Below are 17,091 nucleotides of genomic sequence, written 5' to 3' on the forward strand. Positions count from 1 at the left end.
GCTGGTAGATCGCCCTCCGTTCAGGTCAAGCGTAGCTTTCGATCGACGGGCAGGCGCAGACCAGGTTGCGGTCGCCGAACACGTTGTCGACCCGGCCCACGGGCGGCCAGTACTTGCCTTCGATCAACGACGCCACCGGGTACACCGCCTGTTCGCGGCTGTAAGGGTGGGTCCACTCACCGACGATTTCCGCCGCGGTGTGCGGGGCGTTTTTCAGTGGGTTGTCGTCTTTGTCCAGGCTGCCGTTTTCCACCGCGCGAATTTCTTCGCGGATGCAGATCATGGCGTCGCAGAAGCGGTCCAGTTCTTCCTTGGATTCGCTTTCGGTCGGCTCGATCATCAACGTGCCGGCCACCGGGAACGACATGGTCGGCGCGTGGAAACCGAAGTCGATCAGGCGCTTGGCCACGTCATCGACGCTGATGCCGCTGCTGTCCTTGAGTGGACGCAGGTCGAGGATGCATTCATGGGCCACCAGACCGTTACTGCCGGAGTAGAGCACCGGGTAGTGCTCTTCCAGGCGACGGGCGATGTAGTTGGCGTTGAGGATCGCCAGTTGCGAGGCGCGCTTGAGGCCGGCGCCGCCCATCATGCGGATATACATCCAGGTGATCGGCAGGATGCTCGCGCTGCCGAATGGCGCCGCGCACACCGCGCCTTCCTTGCGTTCCATGTTGGCGTGGCCCGGCAGGAACGGTGCCAGGTGCGACTTGACGCCAATCGGGCCGACGCCCGGGCCGCCACCGCCGTGGGGAATGCAGAAGGTCTTGTGCAGGTTCAGGTGCGACACGTCGCCGCCGAACTTGCCTGGGGCGCAGAGGCCGACCATGGCGTTCATGTTGGCGCCGTCGATGTACACCTGGCCGCCGTTGTCATGAATGATGCCGCAGATTTCGCGGATGCCTTCTTCGAACACACCGTGAGTGGACGGGTAGGTGATCATCAATGCGGCGAGGTGTTCGCGGTGCTCGATGGCCTTGGCCCGCAGGTCTTCGATGTCGACGTTGCCGCGGGCATCGCAGGCGGTCACGACCACGCGCATGCCGGCCATGTGGGCGGTGGCCGGGTTGGTGCCGTGGGCCGAGGACGGGATCAGGCAAATGTCGCGACGGTCTTCGCCACGGCTCTGGTGATAGGCACGGATCGCCAGCAGGCCAGCGTATTCGCCCTGGGAACCGGCGTTGGGTTGCAGCGACACTGCGTCATAGCCGGTGGCGGCGCAGAGCATGGCCTCCAGCTCGTCGGTCAGTTGCTGGTAGCCAGCGCTCTGCTCGGCCGGGGCGAATGGGTGCAGGGCGCCGAACTCGGCCCAGGTCACCGGGATCATTTCGCTGGCGGCGTTGAGTTTCATGGTGCAGGAACCCAGCGGGATCATGGTGCGATCCAGGGCCAGGTCCTTGTCGGCGAGCTTGCGCAGGTAGCGCATCAGCTCGGTTTCGGAGTGGTAGCGGTTGAACACTGGGTGGCTGAGGATCGCCGATTGGCGCACCAGCTCGGCCGGGATACGGCTTTGCACGCTGGCGGCCAGTGCCGCGAAGTCCGGCAGTGCCTTGCCGTCGGCCAACAGCTTCCACAGTGCTTCAACGTCAGCCTGGCTGGTGGTCTCGTCCAGGGACAGGCCTAGGCGTTCAGCGTCCACCACACGCAGGTTGATGCGCTGTGCGCGGGCCTTGTCGTGCAGGGCAGCGGTTTGCGCGCCGGTGCGCAAGGTCAGGGTGTCGAAGAAGCTCTCTTGCTCGACGCTCAGCCCTAGCGCGCCCAGGCCCTTGGCGAGGATCGCGGTCAGGTGATGGATGCGATTGGCAATTTGCACCAGGCCCTTGGGACCGTGGTACACGGCGTACATGCTGGCGATGTTGGCCAGCAGTACCTGGGCGGTGCAGATGTTGCTCGTGGCTTTCTCGCGGCGGATGTGTTGCTCGCGGGTCTGCATCGCCAGGCGCAGGGCCGGCTTGCCGAAACGGTCCACGGAAACGCCAACCAGACGGCCCGGCATGTCGCGCTTGAAGGCGTCCTTGGTGGAGAAATACGCCGCGTGCGGGCCGCCGAAGCCCAGCGGCACACCGAAGCGCTGGGCGCTGCCGATGGCTACGTCGGCGCCGAATTCACCTGGCGGGGTCAACAGGGTCAGGGCCAGCAGGTCCGCGGCCACGGCCACCAGGGCATTGGCGGCGTGGAAGCGTTCGGTCAGTTCGCGGTAGTCGAACAGGTCACCGTTGCTGGCCGGGTATTGCAGCAGCGCGCCGAAGAAGCCGCTGACGTCGCTCAGTTCGCGCTCATCGCCGACCACCACGTCGATGCCCAGGGGCTCGGCGCGGGTGCGCAGTACGTCGAGGGTTTGCGGGTGGCTGTGTATGGAGGCGAAGAACGCGTTGCTGCCCTTGTTCTTGCTCAGGCGCTTGCAGAAGGTCATGGCTTCGGCGGCGGCGGTGGCTTCGTCGAGCAAGGAGGCGTTGGCGATCGGCAGGCCGGTAAGGTCGCTGATCAAGGTCTGGAAGTTCAACAGCGCTTCGAGACGGCCCTGGGAAATTTCTGGCTGGTACGGGGTGTAGGCGGTGTACCAGGCCGGGTTTTCCAGCAGATTGCGCAGGATCGGTGACGGCGTATGGCAGTTGTAGTAGCCCTGGCCGATGTAGGTCTTGAACAGTTGGTTCTTGGCGGCGATGGCCTTGATCGAGGCCAGTGCATCGGCTTCGCTCTGGCCGTCGCCCATGTCCAGCACGCTGGTGCCCTTGATGCTTTCCGGGATGACGCTGGCGCTCAGGGCTTCAAGGGAGTCGTAGCCCAGGCGCTCGAGCATGGCTTGCTCGTCGCTGGCACGCGGGCCGATGTGGCGGGCGATGAATTCGTTGGCAGTGCCGAGATTAACGGTCATGTGGCGCTCCTCAGGCTTCGGCGTTGGCTTTGATCAGGCGGTCGTAAGCGTCCTGATCCAGCAGTTGGCCAACGGCAGCGGCGTTGACTGGCTTGAAACGGAAAAACCAGCCATCGCCCAGGGGATCTTCGTTGACCAGTTCCGGATTGCTTTCCAGGGCCGGGTTCACTTCGAGCACTTCACCGTCCAGTGGCATGTAGACACCGCTGGCCGCTTTCACCGATTCCACGGTGGAGGCTTCGGCACCCTTGTCATAGCTTTGCAGTTCCGGTAACTGAACATAGACCACATCGCCCAAGGCGTTCTGGGCAAACGCAGTAATACCGACAGTAACGCTGCCGTCGGCTTCGGTGCGCAGCCATTCGTGATCTTCAGTGAAACGCAACTCGCTCATGGAAACTCCTGGGGCCAGATTCGTCTGGTGGACGCGAAGAAGGCGCGGGGCTTGGCCCGGCCGAATGCTAATACCCATAGCAAGAATGCGGCCAATATTAATAAGTGCTTATATATCAACCACTTGACTGGTTTTTTCGAAGCTTGGCTCGACTTCGCTGTAGCGAAATCGCTACAGCTGGGAGGCTGGATAAAATCGTTGTGGGATCAAAGCCTTGCGCAGCGCTGCTTAGCGATGAGTGTAGCGATATCGTTCCACTGTAGCGCTTTCAGTACAGGTGGAGGTCGTTTTTGACGTGATTTCGACCACAACACAGAACCCTTGTGGGAGCGAGCTTATGGTTTCCCGGAAATCCCGTATTTACGCAACCGATGGGCAATCGCGGTGTGGGAAGTTTGCAGGCGGTTGGCGAGCTGGCGGGTGGAGGGGTAGTTGACGTAGAGGCTTTCGAGCAGGTGCTTCTCGAAGCTTTCCACGGCCTGTTCCAGGCTTTCGACTTCCACATCGCCCTGACGCGCCACGGAGGTGCCGGCGATGTCCAGGTCGCCGATATCCACCAGGCTGCTTTCGCAAATGGCGGCGGCGCGGAAGATCACGTTCTGCAATTGCCGCACGTTGCCCGGCCAGCGGTTGCCCAGCAGGGCCGGGTAAGTGCCGGGGGCCAGGCGGCAGACCGGGCGCTGGATCTGCGCGCAGGCCTGCTGCATGAAGTAACGCGCCAGCAGCAGGATGTCCTGGCCGCGTTCCCGCAGCGGCGGGACTTCGACATTGAGCACGTTCAGGCGATAGAACAGATCTTCGCGGAACGAGCCCTCGCTGACCATTTTCTCCAGGTTGCGGTGGGTGGCGCTGAGGATCCGCACGTTGACCTTGATCTCCCGGTCGCCGCCCACCCGGCGGAAGCTGCCATCGTTCAGGAAGCGCAGCAGCTTGGCTTGCAGGTACGGCGACATTTCGCCGATTTCATCGAGAAATACCGTGCCCTGGTTCGCCAGCTCCATCAGCCCTGGCTTGCCGCCCCGTTGCGCCCCGGTGAAGGCGCCGGGGGCATAGCCGAACAGTTCGCTTTCCGCCAGATTCTCCGGCAATGCCGCGCAGTTCAGGGCCAGGAACGGTGCGCCATGACGGGCGCTGATGGCATGGCAAGCCCGGGCCACCAGTTCCTTGCCGGTGCCGGTTTCGCCCTGGATCAGCAGCGGTGCATCCAGCGCCGCGACCCGCTGGGCCCGGGCTTTGAGGGTGCGGATCGCCGGGGATTCGCCCAGCAGCGCGTCGAAACCTTCGGCGTGATCGTGATGCAGGGCCGACAGGCGCTCGCCGATGCGGTTCGGTTGATACAGCGTCAGCAGCGCGCCGGCGTCGGTGATGGGTGTGGCGTCCAGCAGCAAGGTCTGGCCGTTGAGGGTGATTTCCCGCAGCGGCAAGCGAAAACCGTTCTCCAGCAAGGCGTCCAGCAAGGCCTCGTCACCGAACAGCTCGGCCACGCTTTCCCCGGCCGGTTCACGACCGTACAGGGCAATCAGCGCCGGATTGGCCAGCAACACCTTGCCGGCACTGTCCAGGGCCAGTACCGGGTCGGTCATGGCCGCGAGCAACGCATCGAGCTGCAAGTGCCGACGCTGGCCCGGCAGGATGTCCACCACGGTGACCGCCTGCACGCCGCGCACGCTGAACAGCGCCTCGCGCAACTCGTCGAGCACTTGCGGGCTGAGGGTCGGGGCGTCGATGTAGACGTTGGGCGGCACCATCTCCACCGCATCCAGATTGAGATTGCGCCCACCGAGCAAGGCCAGGACTTCCTGGGTGATGCCGACGCGGTCGATAAAACTGACGTGGATACGCATGGGGCGATGGATTCTGGAACTCGGAGGGCCGCAAGTATGCCTTGGGGCGGGCTAATGGTGAAATCCTGGCGAAGAGACAAGGAATACACCGACCGCTCCCACAGTGGCGGTCGGCGGTGAGGCGGCTATCGCTTATAGCCCCACATCCCACTCGGGCATCTCGGGAAACTTCAGCACCAGAAAATCCAGCAGGCTGCGCAGCGCCGACGGCATGTGTTTGCGTGAGGCGTACACCGCGTACATGTTCATCCGTCGGGGTTCGGCGTGAGGCAGCAGGCGGATCAGTTCGCCGTTCTTGATGTGAGCGCCGGCCTGGTAGCTGGGCAGCATGGCCACGCCGGCACCGGCTATCGTGGCCTGAAGCAATGTGCTGGCTTCGTTGGCGCTGATGTTGCCCTGCACCGGCACCGAGACCTGCTCGCCGTCCTGCTCGAAATGCCACAGGCTCTTGCCGACGTAGGAGTGGGTCAGGCAGTTGTGCCGGCTCAGCTCTTCCACGCGCAGCGGTGTCGAGTGTTCACGCAGATAGTGCGGCGAGGCGCAGATCACCGAGCGGCAGACCGTGAGGCGGCGGGCAATCAGGTTCGGGTCCAGGTCGTTGCTCATGCGGATCGCCAGGTCGATGCGCTCATCCACCAGGTTCACGGTGCGGTCGAGCATTTGCAGGTCGACGCTCACCCCTGGGTAGCGCTTGACGTATTCGGCCATGGCGCTCGCCAGTTGGGCCTGGCCGAACGAGGTGCTGGCGCTGATGCGCAGCATGCCCCGTGGCGCGTCGTCCGGGGTGCTGACGGCGGCTTGCATGTCGCCGGACAGCTCGAGCATCTGCCGGCAGCGCGGCAGGATCTCCGTGCCTGCGGCCGTCAGGCTCAGCTTGCGAGTGGTGCGGTGCATCAGCCGGGCACCGACCCAGTCCTCCAGCTCCGCCAGATACCGCGACACCACCGGCCGCGACAGGTCCAGATGCTCGGCCGCCGCCGACTGGCTGCCCAGGTCCACCACCGTGACGAACACCCGCATTGCTTGTAGACGATCCATGATCTGCCCGATTTCAGAAACAAACTATGTTCGATCATCGCATTTTTTGAAACGAGTCAGGTCACTAAGCTCCATCTCATTCCCTTTCGGGCTTTTGGACAACGGAGCACACCATGACCGGATTTATCCCCCTCAAGCGCCTGCTGCTGGCAACCGCCGCCCTGGCCTTCACCGCCCAGACCTGGGCCGCCGGCTTGACGCTGGACGTCTACAACCCCGGCGCAGCGGCGGTTTTCCCGGTGACCTCGGTGTTGGTCAGCGGTGAAAAAGAAGCGATCCTGGTAGACGCCCAGTTCGGCAAGACCCAGGCCGCACAGGTGGTGGAAAAAATCCGCGCCAGCGGTAAGCGATTGACCACGATCTACATCAGCCATGGCGATCCGGACTACTATTTTGGTTTGGAAACCCTCACCGCCGCGTTCCCTGAGGCCAAGGTGCTGGCGTCCGCGCCGACCGTCGCGCACATCAAGCAGACCATGGACGGCAAGCTGAAATATTGGGGGCCGATCCTGAAGACCGATGCCCCGGCCAAAGCCATCGTGCCCCAGGTGCTCAAGGGCGACAGCCTGACCCTGGAAGGCCAGCGCTTGCAGATCGTCGGCCTCGATGGCCCACAGCCGGACCGCAGTTTCGTGTGGATTCCATCGATCAAGGCCGTGGTAGGCGGTGTGGTGGTGGCCGAGAACATTCACGTCTGGATGGCTGACACCCAGACACCGCAGTCCCACAAGGACTGGCTGGCGACCCTCGCCGGTATTGAAAAGCTGCAACCGAACACCGTGATCCCGGGCCACTACCTGGGTGAAAGCGCCCGGTCCCTGGCTCCGGTGACATTCACTGCCGGCTACATCAAGGCCTTCGATGAAGAAACCGCCAAGGCCAAGGATTCCGCCGCGCTGATCGCCGCCATGAAGCAACGCTACCCGAACCTGGGTGAAGACAGTTCCCTGGAGCTCAGTGCCAAGGTGGCAAAGGGCGAGATGAAGTGGTGACAACCCTGATTCCAGGGTATCGGATGCGCTTTTGTGGCGAGGGAGCAAGCTCCCTCGTTACAACGGTGTACATACCGCAAAGTTTTGTCATGTCCGTTTCGAGCACAGCTTTAATAGCCCCTATGTGTAATCACTGGAGAACACCATGAGCAAAATCGCAATCATCGGCGCCACCGGTCGCGCTGGCAGCCAATTGCTGGAAGAAGCCCTGCGCCGTGGTCACAGCGTGACGGCCATTGCCCGCAACACCGCGAAAATCGGTGAAAGGGCCGGAGTGGTCAGCAAGCAGCTGGATGTATTGGACAGCGAGGCGTTGACCGCGGCGGTGACCGATCACGATGTGGTGATCAGCGCGGCCCACTTTGCCACCGTGCCGGCCGACAAGGTCATCGCGCCGGTGAAAGCCGCCGGGGTCAAGCGTTTGCTGGTGGTCGGCGGGGCCGGTTCGTTGCTGCTCCCGGACGGCTCTCGTGTGATCGACAGCGATGGCTTCCCGGAGGAATACCTGGCCGAAGCCAGCGCCGGAGCGTTGTTTCTGGACGTACTGCGCCAGGAGCAGGACCTGGACTGGACCTTCCTTTCGCCTTCGGCAGAGTTCGTCGAAACCGAGCGCACGGAGCAGTTTCGTCTTGGCAAGGATCACTTGCTGTTCGACGCCGCCGGGCGCAGTTGGATCAGCTTTGCCGATTACGCCATTGCGATGATCGATGAAGTGGAAACACCGCAGTTTTCGCGGACGCGGTTTACCGTCGGCTACTGATCACTGGTTTGTGTAGGAGCTGTCGAGCAACGCGAGGCTGCGATCTTTCCTTGGACACTTGAGTCTCTAGCGAAAGATCAAAAGATCGCAGCCTCGCTTCGCTCGACAGCTCCTACAGGGATCAGCCGTGAACCCGCACCCAGACGCTGACCAGCACCGTCGCCGCCATCAACCACGCCACCGCCGCCACGGCCAGGGACGCCTCCAGGCGCATGCGGTCGACCATCACGTAAAGGGTCGCCAAGTAGACGAAGTACGGAATGATCGACCACATCCCAAACACGATGGTGGTCTTCAGGTCGTCCACCGAGCGGCCCTTGCCGACGATGTAATGGGCAATCAGGGCGAAGGTCGGGAACAGCGGCACCAGCCCGGCGATGTAATAGTTCTTGGTCTTGGCCAGCATCGCCAGGATGACCACCACGGCTGCACCGAGCGCCGCCTTGAAAATCAGATCCACAGGTTTCCCGCCCAGTTGATTAATGGCTCAAGCCATATTTTTTGACTTTGTCGAACAGCGTGGTCTTGGCCATGCCCAGTTCCAGGCTGGCCTGGGTCAGGTTGCCACCGCTGCGTTGCAGGGCGTCCACCAGCAGGTTGCGCTCGAAGGCTTCGACTGCTTCGGCGAAGGCCAGGCCCTGGTTGCCGCCGCTGGCACCGGAGCGCTTGAACGCCGGCAGGCCCAAGGCGTAACGCTCGGCGACGTTGCGCAGTTCGCGTACGTTGCCCGGCCAGTCGTGGCTCATCAGGTTCGACAGGGTCTGGTTGTCCAGCTCCGGTACCGTGCGATCGAAGCGCAGGGACGACTGCTGGAGAAAGTGCTTGAACAGTTGCAGGATGTCTTCGCGCCGCTCGCGCAGTGGCGGCAGTTCCAGGGTCACCACGTTGAGTCGGTAATACAGGTCGCTGCGGAACTGCCCGGTCCGGCCCATTTCGTCCAGGTCGGACTTGGTGGCGGCGATCACCCGGCAATCCACGGCCACGCTCTGGTTCGAACCCAGGCGCTCGAGGGTGCGTTCCTGCAACACGCGCAGCAACTTGATCTGCAAGGGCAGGGGCATGCTTTCCACTTCATCGAGAAACAGCGTGCCACCGTCGGCGTGCTCGATCTTGCCGATCCGCCGTTTGCCGGCACCGGTAAAGGCATTGGCCTCGTGGCCGAAAATCTCGCTTTCGAACAGGTTCTCCGGCAGGCCGCCGCAGTTCAGCGCGACGAACTGCTTGTCGTGGCGTCGGCTGAAATCGTGCAGGCAGCGAGCGACCAGTTCCTTGCCGGTGCCGGTTTCTCCTTCGATCAGCACGTTGGCCGAGGTATCGGCGACGTTGGCGATCAGCGCGCGCAGGTGCTGCATGGCGGGCGAGCGGCCAATGATCCGGCCTTCCAGGGAATCGCGTTCGGCCAATTGCCGACGCAGCGATGACACTTCCCGGGCGAGGCTGCGCTGCTCCAGGGCACGGCGGGCGACGTCCACCAGGCGTTCAGGGGAGAAGGGTTTCTCCATGAAGTCATAGGCGCCTTTTTGCATGGCGCCGACGGCCATGGAGATGTCGCCGTGGCCAGTGATCAGCACCACCGGCAAGCTGCGGTCCCGTGCCTTGAGGCGGGTCAGCAGTTCCAGGCCGTCGATGCCCGGCAGGCGAATGTCGCTGATGACGATGCCGGCAAAGTTATCGTCGACGCGCTCCAGGGCCTCTTCGGCGCTGCCCACGCCGATGCAGGGAATGTCTTCCAGGGTCAGCGCCTGCTGGCAGCCCAGCAGGACATGGGGGTCGTCTTCGACGATCAGTACGCTCAGGTCGTTGTTCATAGCGGCTCGGCAGGTAAAAGGCTTACCAACGGTAAACTGAGGACAAACGTGGTTCCACTGCCCTCGACCGGATGCTCGACACCCAGGTATCCACCCGTGGCGGCGGCCAGGCTGGCGGAAAGCGTCAGGCCCAGGCCCAGGCCTTGTTCGCCGGGTTTGGTGGTGAAGAAGGGTTCGAACAGATGCTTGCGTGCTTGCGGGTCAATGCCATGGCCGTTATCCCGCACGCGCAGGCGATATTTGCCATCGCCGGCCTGGCCTTCGAGCCACAGCTGCGGTTCGGGTTGTGTCTGCATGGCGTCCAGGGCATTGCCGATCAGGTTCACCAGGATCTGCTCCAGGCGCGTCTGGTCAATGTGCACCTGGACATCGTCGAAGCTTGAATGAATCTGGATGTTCAAGCTTTCAAGGCGGGCGCCCAGCAGTTGCAGCGCAGCCTCGACGCCTTTGCCGAGGCTGGCCTGGCCCTGGTCGTCGCCACGGCGGGCAAAGGAGCGCAGGCTGGCGGTGATCCGGCCCATGCGGTCGATCAAATCGTTGATGGTCTTGAGGTTGGCGCTGGCGATGTCCAGCTGGCCGCGTTCCAGGAAGCGCACGGTATTGCCGGACAAGGTGCGCAGTGCCGCCAGCGGCTGGTTGAGTTCGTGGGCGATGCTGGTGGACATCTGGCCGATGGCTGCCAGTTTACCGGCCTGGACCAATTCGTCCTGGGCCCGGCGCAAGGTCTCTTCGGCCTGCCGCCGCTCGCGGATCTGGCCCTTGAGTCGTTCGTTGCTGGCGCGCAGGTCGGTGGTGCGTTCGGTAATCCGACGCTCGAGCTGGTTGTTGGCTTGCTGCAAGGCTTCCCGGGCCGCGAGACGGGTGGCGATGACCTTGCGCCGTTCGTTCCAGGCGATCAACAGGAACGCCACCAGGGCGAAGGCCACGGCTACCAGGATGCCTTGGTTGATCGCCTGGCGACGCAGGTCTTCAAGTGGGGTCAGCAGGGTGAAATTCCACGGGGTATCGCTCAAGGGCCGGGTCTGCGACAAGTAGCTGATGGCGCGCTCGTCGGACACCAGTTCGCTGTTGGCCGGGAACGTCAGTTTCTCCATGCCTTCGGCCAGGCGTTCCCGGGCCAGGGGCACCAGTTCATTGAGCGGAAACCAGTAGTACTGCAGGCTGCGGGCCAGGCGTTCCTTGGTGTCGTCGCTCAGGGGACGAACCGACTTGAGCCGCCGCGCCGGGTCGCTGGACAGGATGATGATGCCGTTCTCGTCACTGACGAACGCCTCCAGCCGCGCACGCTGCCAGCGTTCCTCCAGGGCTTCGAGGCGCACCTTGACCACGGCCACGCCGATGATCTTGCCTTGTTGCTCCAGGCCATGGGCCAGGTAGTAGCCAGGTTCGCCGTTGGTGCTGCCGATGCCGTAGAAGCGCCCCGGCTGGCCGCGCACGGCGTTCTGGAAATAGGCGCGAAAGGACAGGTCTTCGCCCAGGTAACTGTCGACATCGCGCCAGTTGCTGGTGGCCATCACCCGGCCGGTGGTGTCCATCACGTAGATGGCCCGGCTGCGGCTGCGGCGGTTCAGGCCTTCGAGGTATTCATTGACGGTCCTGCGGTGCTCGGGCGTCGGGTCGTCGAGCAGTTGCGAGACACTCGACTCAAGCTCCAGCAGGCTGGGCAGGTAGGTGTACTTGCTGATCTCGCTCTCGACCGCACGGGCGTGCAGCTCCAACTGGCGTTCGCCATTCTCGGCGAGGCCACGTACGCCATAGTGCTCGCTGATCCAGAAGCCGAGGTAACCCAGGCCGATCATCAGGGCGATGACCAGTGGCGGCAGGAACAGATGGCGGATCAGGCGGGGTTTCACGGCGAGTGATGGCGGCGCGGCGCGATAGAGGGTGGGGTCGCATTTCATCACAGAAGCCTTGGGTCAACCACAACACTTACTCAGAGTCACCACGGTCCCTTGTGGGAGCGAGCCTGCTCGCGATGGCGGACTTACATTCAACATTGATGTTGACTGTGATGGCCTCATCGCGAGCAGGCTCGCTCCCACAGGGGGTGTGGGAGCTTTCGCAAATGTGTTTTTAGTGCTGCAGGATTTTCTCAAGGAAATGCTGCGCGCGTTCGGAGCGGGCGCTGATGTCGCCGAAGAACTCTTCTTTCTTGCAGTCTTCGATGATCTGGCCCTGGTCCATGAAGATCACCCGGTTCGCCACTTTGCGGGCGAAGCCCATTTCGTGGGTCACGCACATCATGGTCATGCCTTCGTGGGCCAGTTGCACCATGACGTCGAGCACTTCGTTGACCATTTCCGGGTCAAGGGCCGAGGTCGGTTCGTCGAACAGCATCACCACCGGGTCCATCGCCAGGGCACGGGCAATCGCCACACGTTGCTGCTGGCCGCCGGAGAGCTGGCCCGGGTGCTTGTGGGCGTGGGCCGAGAGGCCGACCCGCTCAAGCAGTTGCAGGCCTTTCTTGGTGGCTTCTTCCTTGCTGCGGCCCAGCACCTTGATCTGCGCGATCGTCAGGTTTTCGGTGATGGTCAGGTGCGGGAACAGTTCGAAATGCTGGAACACCATGCCCACGCGCGACCGCAGTTTCGGCAGGTTGGTCTTCGGGTCGGCGATGGACGTGCCATCGACCACGATGTCGCCTTTCTGGAACGGTTCCAGGGCGTTCACGCATTTGATCAGCGTGGACTTGCCCGAACCCGACGGCCCGCACACCACCACCACCTCACCCTTGCTGACCTCGGTGCTGCAATTGGTCAGTACCTGGAAGTCCCCATACCACTTGTTGATGTTTTTGATAGAGATCATACGGCGAACCTTTTTTGCAGACGCTTGACCAGCTGCGAGGCGGCAAAGCTGACGGTGAAGTACACGAGACCTGCGATGATCAGGAACTCATTGGAGCGGCCGATGATGTCACCACTGGCCCGCGAAGCATTGAGGAAGTCCACCAGGCCAACCGTGTAGACCAGCGAGGTGTCCTGAAACAGGATGATGCTTTGTTGCAACAGCAGCGGGGTCATCTTGCGAAACGCCTGGGGCAGGATGATCAGGCGCATGGTCTGGCCGTAATTCATGCCCAGTGCCTGGGCGGCGCCCATCTGGCCCTTGGGAATCGACTGCACGCCGGCCCGGACGATTTCGCAGAAGTACGCCGCTTCGAACATCATGAACGCCACGATGCAAGAACCGAATGCCCCGATCGGCGTGTCTTCGCCGGTGATCCAGCGCAGCACGAACGGCACCGCCAGGTAGAACCAGGTGATCACCAGCAGCAGCGGGATCGAGCGGAAATAGTTGACATAGGCGCCAGCGAGATTGGAGACCAGCTTGTTATGGGACAAGCGCATCAGCGCCAGGATCGTGCCGAGGATGATCCCGCCGACCACGCCCAAGGCCATCAGCTTGAGGGTCATCACCATGCCGTTCCACAAACCGGGAATGGCCGGGATGATGCCAGTGAAGTCGAATTCCATTATTTACCCCCCACGGAGATCAGGCCGGGCACCGCGACTTTCTTCTCGACCATGCGCATGAGCAGCATCAGGCTCATGTTCAGGGTGAAATAGATCAGCGTGGCCAGGGTGAAGGCTTCGAACAGGTTGGCGGAGAACTCGGCGGTCTGCTTGGTCTGCGCGAGCAACTCCATCAGGCCGATCAGCGAGGCCACGGAGGAGTTCTTGAAGACGTTGAGGAATTCCGAGGTAAGCGGCGGAATGATGATCCGGTAGGCCTGGGGCAGCAGCACGTTCCAGTAGATCTGTGGCAGCTTGAAGCCCATGGCGCGGGCGGCGGATTCCTGGCCGCGCGGCAGCGCCTGGATACCGGTGCGCACCTGTTCGCAAACCCGGGCGGCGGTGAACAGGCCCAGGCACACCACGACGCTCAGGTAGGCCGAGGTGGTCGGGTTCAGGTCCTGCTTGTACCACTCCTGCATATCGGCGGGCAGCAGGTCCGGCACCAGGAAGTACCAGATGAACAGCTGAACCAGCAGCGGCACATTACGAAAGAGTTCCACGTAGCAGGTAGCGATGCCCGATACCAGCCGGTTCGGCACGGTACGCATGACGCCTAGCACCGAGCCCAGCAGCAGGGCGATGATCCAGGCTACGACGGCGATGGCGATGGTCCAGCCCAAACCGGTCACGTACCAGTCGAGATAGGTCTCGCTGCCCACGCCGGTGGACTTGAAGAACACGCCCCAGTCCCAGTTGTAATTCATTAGGGTCTCCCCTCAGATCGTTCGATGTACAAATGCCCGCCTGGGGAAACTCCGTTCCCGCCCGACTTGAAGGCCAGGCACACGCGATCGGCTCGACAGCCACCGGTTCGAGTGTTTCCAGATTTGCCAGCAGGGAGTGACCATCCCCTGAAAGGGCCGGGCCCCTTCAGGAGATAAGGTTAGTCAGAAATCAGGATTTCTTGTCGTCAGCCGCTTTATCGGTCGGCTTGGCGATCAGTGCCTTGAGTTCGTCGCTCATCGGGAAGTTCAGGTTCAGGCCTTTTGGCGGGATAGGTTGCATGAACCATTTTTCGTAGATCTTGTTGATCTCGCCCGAAGCGTAGGTGGCCTTGATGGCGTCATCGACAGCTTTTTTGAACGGCTCGTCGCCCTTGCGCATCATGCAGCCATAGATTTCGTAGGACTGCGGGGTGCCGGTCACGGCCCAGTCATCGGCTTTCTTGGCCTTGGCGGCTTCGCCAGCCAGCAGGGCATCGTCCATCATGAACGCGACGGCACGACCCGATTCCAGCATCTGGAAGGATTCGCCGTGGTCCTTGGCGGAGATGACGTTCATGCCCATCTGCTTGTCGGCGTTCATCGCCTTGAGGATACGCTCGGACGTGGTGCCGGCGGTGGTCACGACGTTCTTGCCCTTGAGGTCGTCGAAATCCTTGTACTTGGAGTCTTTCTTGGACAGCAGCTTGGTGCCGATCTCGAAAATGCCGACGGAGAAGTCAACCTGCTGCTGACGCTCGACGTTGTTGGTGGTGGAGCCGCATTCCAGGTCCACGGTGCCGTTCTGCACCAGCGGGATACGGGTTTGCGAGGTGACCAGGTTGTATTTGACCTGCAGGTTGGGCAGGTCCAGGTCTTTTTTCAGCGCTTCGACGACTTTCATCTGGATATCGTGGGAGTAGCCAACCGGTTTGCCGGAAGCGTCCGCGATGTAGGAAAACGGAATGGAAGCGTCGCGATGGCCAAGCGTGACAACGCCGGACTCTTTGATCTTTTTCAGTGTGCCGGTCAGTTCGGCTGCGAAAACCGGAGTGCTGATCAGAGCGGCAGCAATGGCTGCGCCCAGGAGATGGGGAACGATACGCATCGATGTTTCCTCGACATTGTTTTTTTTATTTCGGCCGGTTTGTCGGCCCTGAGTACTTCGAAGTGCCTGGCAGCTCCTGTTGTGTTGGCGTACAGGCATTCGTCTCCAAGAGTGTAGAGCATGACTCGTGCCAGGCCAGTTGCGTCTGTTTAAGATGTTGTTTTTAAAGATAATTAATGTTTTGTTTCGGGTTTTTTGCGACCTGTTTCATCCGGTTAACCGAACTGACTGATGGGTTCTGTTCGGAAAACCGAATGGCTTGAGGCCGCATCAATTCATTGTGGGAGCGAGCTTGCTCGCGAATGTGGTGTGCCAGCCACATAGATGTTGAATGTGCAGGTGTCATCGCGAGCAAGCTCGCTCCTACAGGGGGGCGGCAGTGTGTTCCAGAATGCAAAAAGCCCCTGAATCGCAGGATTCAGGGGCTTTGGGTTCTGCGGGCTAGCGTTCAGGCCGCTTCGATCTTGCGGCGGTTGTGCTCGACCTTGTCCAGGTACTGCTGCAGTTTCTCCTGCTCGAGCGGGGTAGTGAACAAGCCCAGCTTGCTGCGGCGCCACAGGATGTCCTGGGCATCGACGGCCCACTCGTCGCTGCACAGGTAGTCGACTTCGCGGGTATAGAGACCGGCGCCGATGTGCTCGCCCAGGTCACCCAGGTTGTGCACGCCTTCGAGCATGCGCCAGGTGCGGCTGCCATAGGTGGTGGCCCAGCGGCGGGCGATGTCGGTTGGGAGCCAGTCGAACTTGTCGCGGATCGCCGAGCAAAGCGCCTGCGGGGTGGTCATGTTTTCGCCGCCGGGGAGGGCCTCTACGGCGGTCCAGCTCGGACGCATCTGGGTGAAGTACGGGGCCAGTTGCGCCATCGCCGATTCGGCCAGTTTGCGGTAGGTGGTCAGCTTGCCGCCGAACACCGACAGCAAGGGGGCTTCTTCACCGCCACCCGACAGCGCCAGGGTGTAGTCGCGGGTCACGGCCGATGGGTTGTCGGATTCGTCGTTGCACAGCGGACGCACACCGGAATAGCTGTGCAGGATATCGCCGCGGCTGATCTGCTTCTTGAAGTGGGCATTGACCACCTTCAACAGATAATCGGTTTCGCCCTCGGTGATCGCCACTTTGGCCGGGTCACCGGTGTATTCGCGGTCAGTCGTGCCGATCAGGGTGAACTGGTTCAGGTACGGAATGGTGAACACGATGCGCTGGTCTTCGTTTTGCAGAATGTGCGCATGTTCGCCTTCGTAGAGTTTCGGCACGATCAGGTGGCTGCCCTGGATCAAGCGGATGCCGTAGGGCGATTCCAGCTTCAGGTCATCGCGAATGAACTTGGCGACCCACGGGCCGGCGGCGTTGACCAGTGCCTTGGCGCGGATCGAAAACAGGCTGCCGTCGGCACGTTCCAGGTGCAAGTGCCACAGGCCTTTGCTGCGGCGGGCGTTCACGCAACGCGTGCGGGTGTGGATATGCGCGCCTTTTTCCCGGGCGGCCATGGCGTTGAGTACTACCAGTCGCGCATCGTCGACCCAGCAGTCGGAATATTCGAAACCTTTGGTGATCTCGCTTTTCAATGCACTGTCGGCACCGAACTTCAGGCTTTTCGAGCCGGCGAGCTGCTCACGCTTGCCCAGGTGATCGTAGAGGAACAGGCCGGCGCGGATCATCCAGGCCGGGCGCAGATGCGGGCGGTGAGGCAGCACGAAGCGCATTTGCTTGACGATGTGCGGGGCCTTGGTCAGCAGCACTTCGCGCTCGGCCAGCGCTTCGCGCACCAGACGGAATTCATAATGTTCGAGGTAGCGCAGGCCACCGTGGATCAGCTTGCTGCTGGCCGACGAGGTGTGGCTGGCCAGGTCGTCCTTTTCGCAAAGGAACACCGAAAGACCGCGACCGGCAGCGTCCGCGGCAATCCCCACGCCGTTGATACCGCCACCAATGACGGCGACGTCGTAAACCTCGGCGAGAGGGGGCGTAGGCAAGGTAGAAGTGGGCATCGGCTGGCCTCGGGCTCTTTTTCGCAATATTTGAATTCGAACATAAATGTTCATTTGCGAAAATAC

14 protein-coding genes are annotated in these 17,091 nt (G+C 62.0%); 2 read left to right on the forward strand and 12 right to left on the reverse strand.

Translation table 11 applies throughout. The annotated features are described in order from the left end of the window. Positions 1–25: 25 nt before the first annotated feature. From gcvP to AB4O09_RS07735, 4 genes are all read right to left on the reverse strand, one after another. A complete protein-coding gene (gene gcvP / locus AB4O09_RS07720) occupies positions 26–2,875 on the reverse strand; it encodes an aminomethyl-transferring glycine dehydrogenase (protein WP_003205002.1) in 2,850 nt (949 codons plus the stop codon). 10 nt (positions 2,876–2,885) lie between these two features. Further along, positions 2,886–3,269 (reverse strand): glycine cleavage system protein GcvH, encoded by a 384-nt coding sequence (gene gcvH, locus AB4O09_RS07725; RefSeq protein WP_003205000.1) that lies wholly within the window; start codon positions 3,267–3,269, stop codon positions 2,886–2,888. Between the two features lie 335 nt (positions 3,270–3,604). Further along, complete coding sequence (locus AB4O09_RS07730; protein ID WP_013694106.1) at positions 3,605–5,113, reverse strand: sigma-54-dependent transcriptional regulator; 1,509 nt, start codon at positions 5,111–5,113, stop codon at positions 3,605–3,607. A 132-nt stretch (positions 5,114–5,245) separates the two neighbouring features. After that, positions 5,246–6,151 (reverse strand): LysR family transcriptional regulator, encoded by a 906-nt coding sequence (locus AB4O09_RS07735; RefSeq protein ID WP_003204995.1) that lies wholly within the window; start codon positions 6,149–6,151, stop codon positions 5,246–5,248. 113 nt (positions 6,152–6,264) lie between these two features. Here AB4O09_RS07735 and AB4O09_RS07740 point away from each other — a divergent pair, with 113 nt between their 5' ends. Both AB4O09_RS07740 and AB4O09_RS07745 read left to right on the forward strand, forming a co-directional pair. Then, positions 6,265–7,143 carry an MBL fold metallo-hydrolase gene (locus tag AB4O09_RS07740; RefSeq protein WP_003204993.1) on the forward strand — a complete coding sequence of 293 codons (879 nt, stop codon included), beginning with the start codon at positions 6,265–6,267 and terminating at the stop codon, positions 7,141–7,143. Between the two features lie 145 nt (positions 7,144–7,288). Next, on the forward strand, positions 7,289–7,903 hold the full coding sequence (locus AB4O09_RS07745) for an NAD(P)-dependent oxidoreductase (protein ID WP_003204990.1): 615 nt from the start codon (positions 7,289–7,291) through the stop codon (positions 7,901–7,903). A 121-nt stretch (positions 7,904–8,024) separates the two neighbouring features. Here AB4O09_RS07745 and AB4O09_RS07750 read toward each other — a convergent pair whose 3' ends face one another. The 8 genes from AB4O09_RS07750 to glpD form a co-directional block, all read right to left on the reverse strand. Continuing rightward, positions 8,025–8,354 (reverse strand): GlpM family protein, encoded by a 330-nt coding sequence (locus tag AB4O09_RS07750; protein WP_161796659.1) that lies wholly within the window; start codon positions 8,352–8,354, stop codon positions 8,025–8,027. A gap of 28 nt (positions 8,355–8,382) precedes the next feature. After that, the gene (gene aauR / locus AB4O09_RS07755; RefSeq protein ID WP_003204987.1) at positions 8,383–9,711 is read right to left on the reverse strand and encodes a two-component response regulator AauR; all 1,329 of its coding nucleotides are present in this window, start codon (positions 9,709–9,711) and stop codon (positions 8,383–8,385) included. After that, positions 9,708–11,612 (reverse strand): two-component sensor histidine kinase AauS, encoded by a 1,905-nt coding sequence (gene aauS / locus AB4O09_RS07760; RefSeq protein ID WP_013694104.1) that lies wholly within the window; start codon positions 11,610–11,612, stop codon positions 9,708–9,710. Before aauS ends, aauR begins: the two co-directional genes overlap by 4 nt. A gap of 172 nt (positions 11,613–11,784) precedes the next feature. Further along, complete coding sequence (locus AB4O09_RS07765; protein ID WP_003204983.1) at positions 11,785–12,519, reverse strand: amino acid ABC transporter ATP-binding protein; 735 nt, start codon at positions 12,517–12,519, stop codon at positions 11,785–11,787. Beyond that, positions 12,516–13,187: an amino acid ABC transporter permease gene (locus AB4O09_RS07770; protein ID WP_013694103.1), complete on the reverse strand. Its 672-nt coding sequence runs from the start codon at positions 13,185–13,187 to the stop codon at positions 12,516–12,518. Before AB4O09_RS07770 ends, AB4O09_RS07765 begins: the two co-directional genes overlap by 4 nt. Continuing rightward, positions 13,187–13,933, reverse strand: coding sequence for an amino acid ABC transporter permease (locus AB4O09_RS07775; protein ID WP_003204979.1), 747 nt, complete (start codon positions 13,931–13,933; stop codon positions 13,187–13,189). Before AB4O09_RS07775 ends, AB4O09_RS07770 begins: the two co-directional genes overlap by 1 nt. 190 nt (positions 13,934–14,123) lie before the next feature. Then, positions 14,124–15,038 (reverse strand): glutamate/aspartate ABC transporter substrate-binding protein, encoded by a 915-nt coding sequence (locus AB4O09_RS07780; protein WP_003204977.1) that lies wholly within the window; start codon positions 15,036–15,038, stop codon positions 14,124–14,126. Positions 15,039–15,486: 448 nt separating this feature from the next. Continuing rightward, positions 15,487–17,025, reverse strand: a complete 1,539-nt coding sequence (gene glpD / locus AB4O09_RS07785; protein ID WP_003204975.1) for a glycerol-3-phosphate dehydrogenase — start codon at positions 17,023–17,025, stop codon at positions 15,487–15,489. Positions 17,026–17,091: the final 66 nt, after the last annotated feature.

Source organism: Pseudomonas sp. H1_F01 (assembly GCF_054681425.1).

Excerpts from the sequence above, each read along its gene's own strand:
- gcvP (WP_003205002.1), bottom strand. The coding sequence starts at position 2,875 with ATGACCGTTAATCTCGGCACTGCCAACGAATTCATCGCCCGCCACATC.
- gcvH (WP_003205000.1), bottom strand. The coding sequence starts at position 3,269 with ATGAGCGAGTTGCGTTTCACTGAAGATCACGAATGGCTGCGCACCGAA.
- AB4O09_RS07730 (WP_013694106.1), bottom strand. The coding sequence starts at position 5,113 with ATGCGTATCCACGTCAGTTTTATCGACCGCGTCGGCATCACCCAGGAA.
- AB4O09_RS07735 (WP_003204995.1), bottom strand. The coding sequence starts at position 6,151 with ATGGATCGTCTACAAGCAATGCGGGTGTTCGTCACGGTGGTGGACCTG.
- AB4O09_RS07740 (WP_003204993.1), top strand. The coding sequence starts at position 6,265 with ATGACCGGATTTATCCCCCTCAAGCGCCTGCTGCTGGCAACCGCCGCC.
- AB4O09_RS07745 (WP_003204990.1), top strand. The coding sequence starts at position 7,289 with ATGAGCAAAATCGCAATCATCGGCGCCACCGGTCGCGCTGGCAGCCAA.
- aauR (WP_003204987.1), bottom strand. The coding sequence starts at position 9,711 with ATGAACAACGACCTGAGCGTACTGATCGTCGAAGACGACCCCCATGTC.
- aauS (WP_013694104.1), bottom strand. The coding sequence starts at position 11,612 with ATGAAATGCGACCCCACCCTCTATCGCGCCGCGCCGCCATCACTCGCC.
- AB4O09_RS07765 (WP_003204983.1), bottom strand. The coding sequence starts at position 12,519 with ATGATCTCTATCAAAAACATCAACAAGTGGTATGGGGACTTCCAGGTA.
- AB4O09_RS07770 (WP_013694103.1), bottom strand. The coding sequence starts at position 13,187 with ATGGAATTCGACTTCACTGGCATCATCCCGGCCATTCCCGGTTTGTGG.
- AB4O09_RS07775 (WP_003204979.1), bottom strand. The coding sequence starts at position 13,933 with ATGAATTACAACTGGGACTGGGGCGTGTTCTTCAAGTCCACCGGCGTG.
- AB4O09_RS07780 (WP_003204977.1), bottom strand. The coding sequence starts at position 15,038 with ATGCGTATCGTTCCCCATCTCCTGGGCGCAGCCATTGCTGCCGCTCTG.
- glpD (WP_003204975.1), bottom strand. The coding sequence starts at position 17,025 with ATGCCCACTTCTACCTTGCCTACGCCCCCTCTCGCCGAGGTTTACGAC.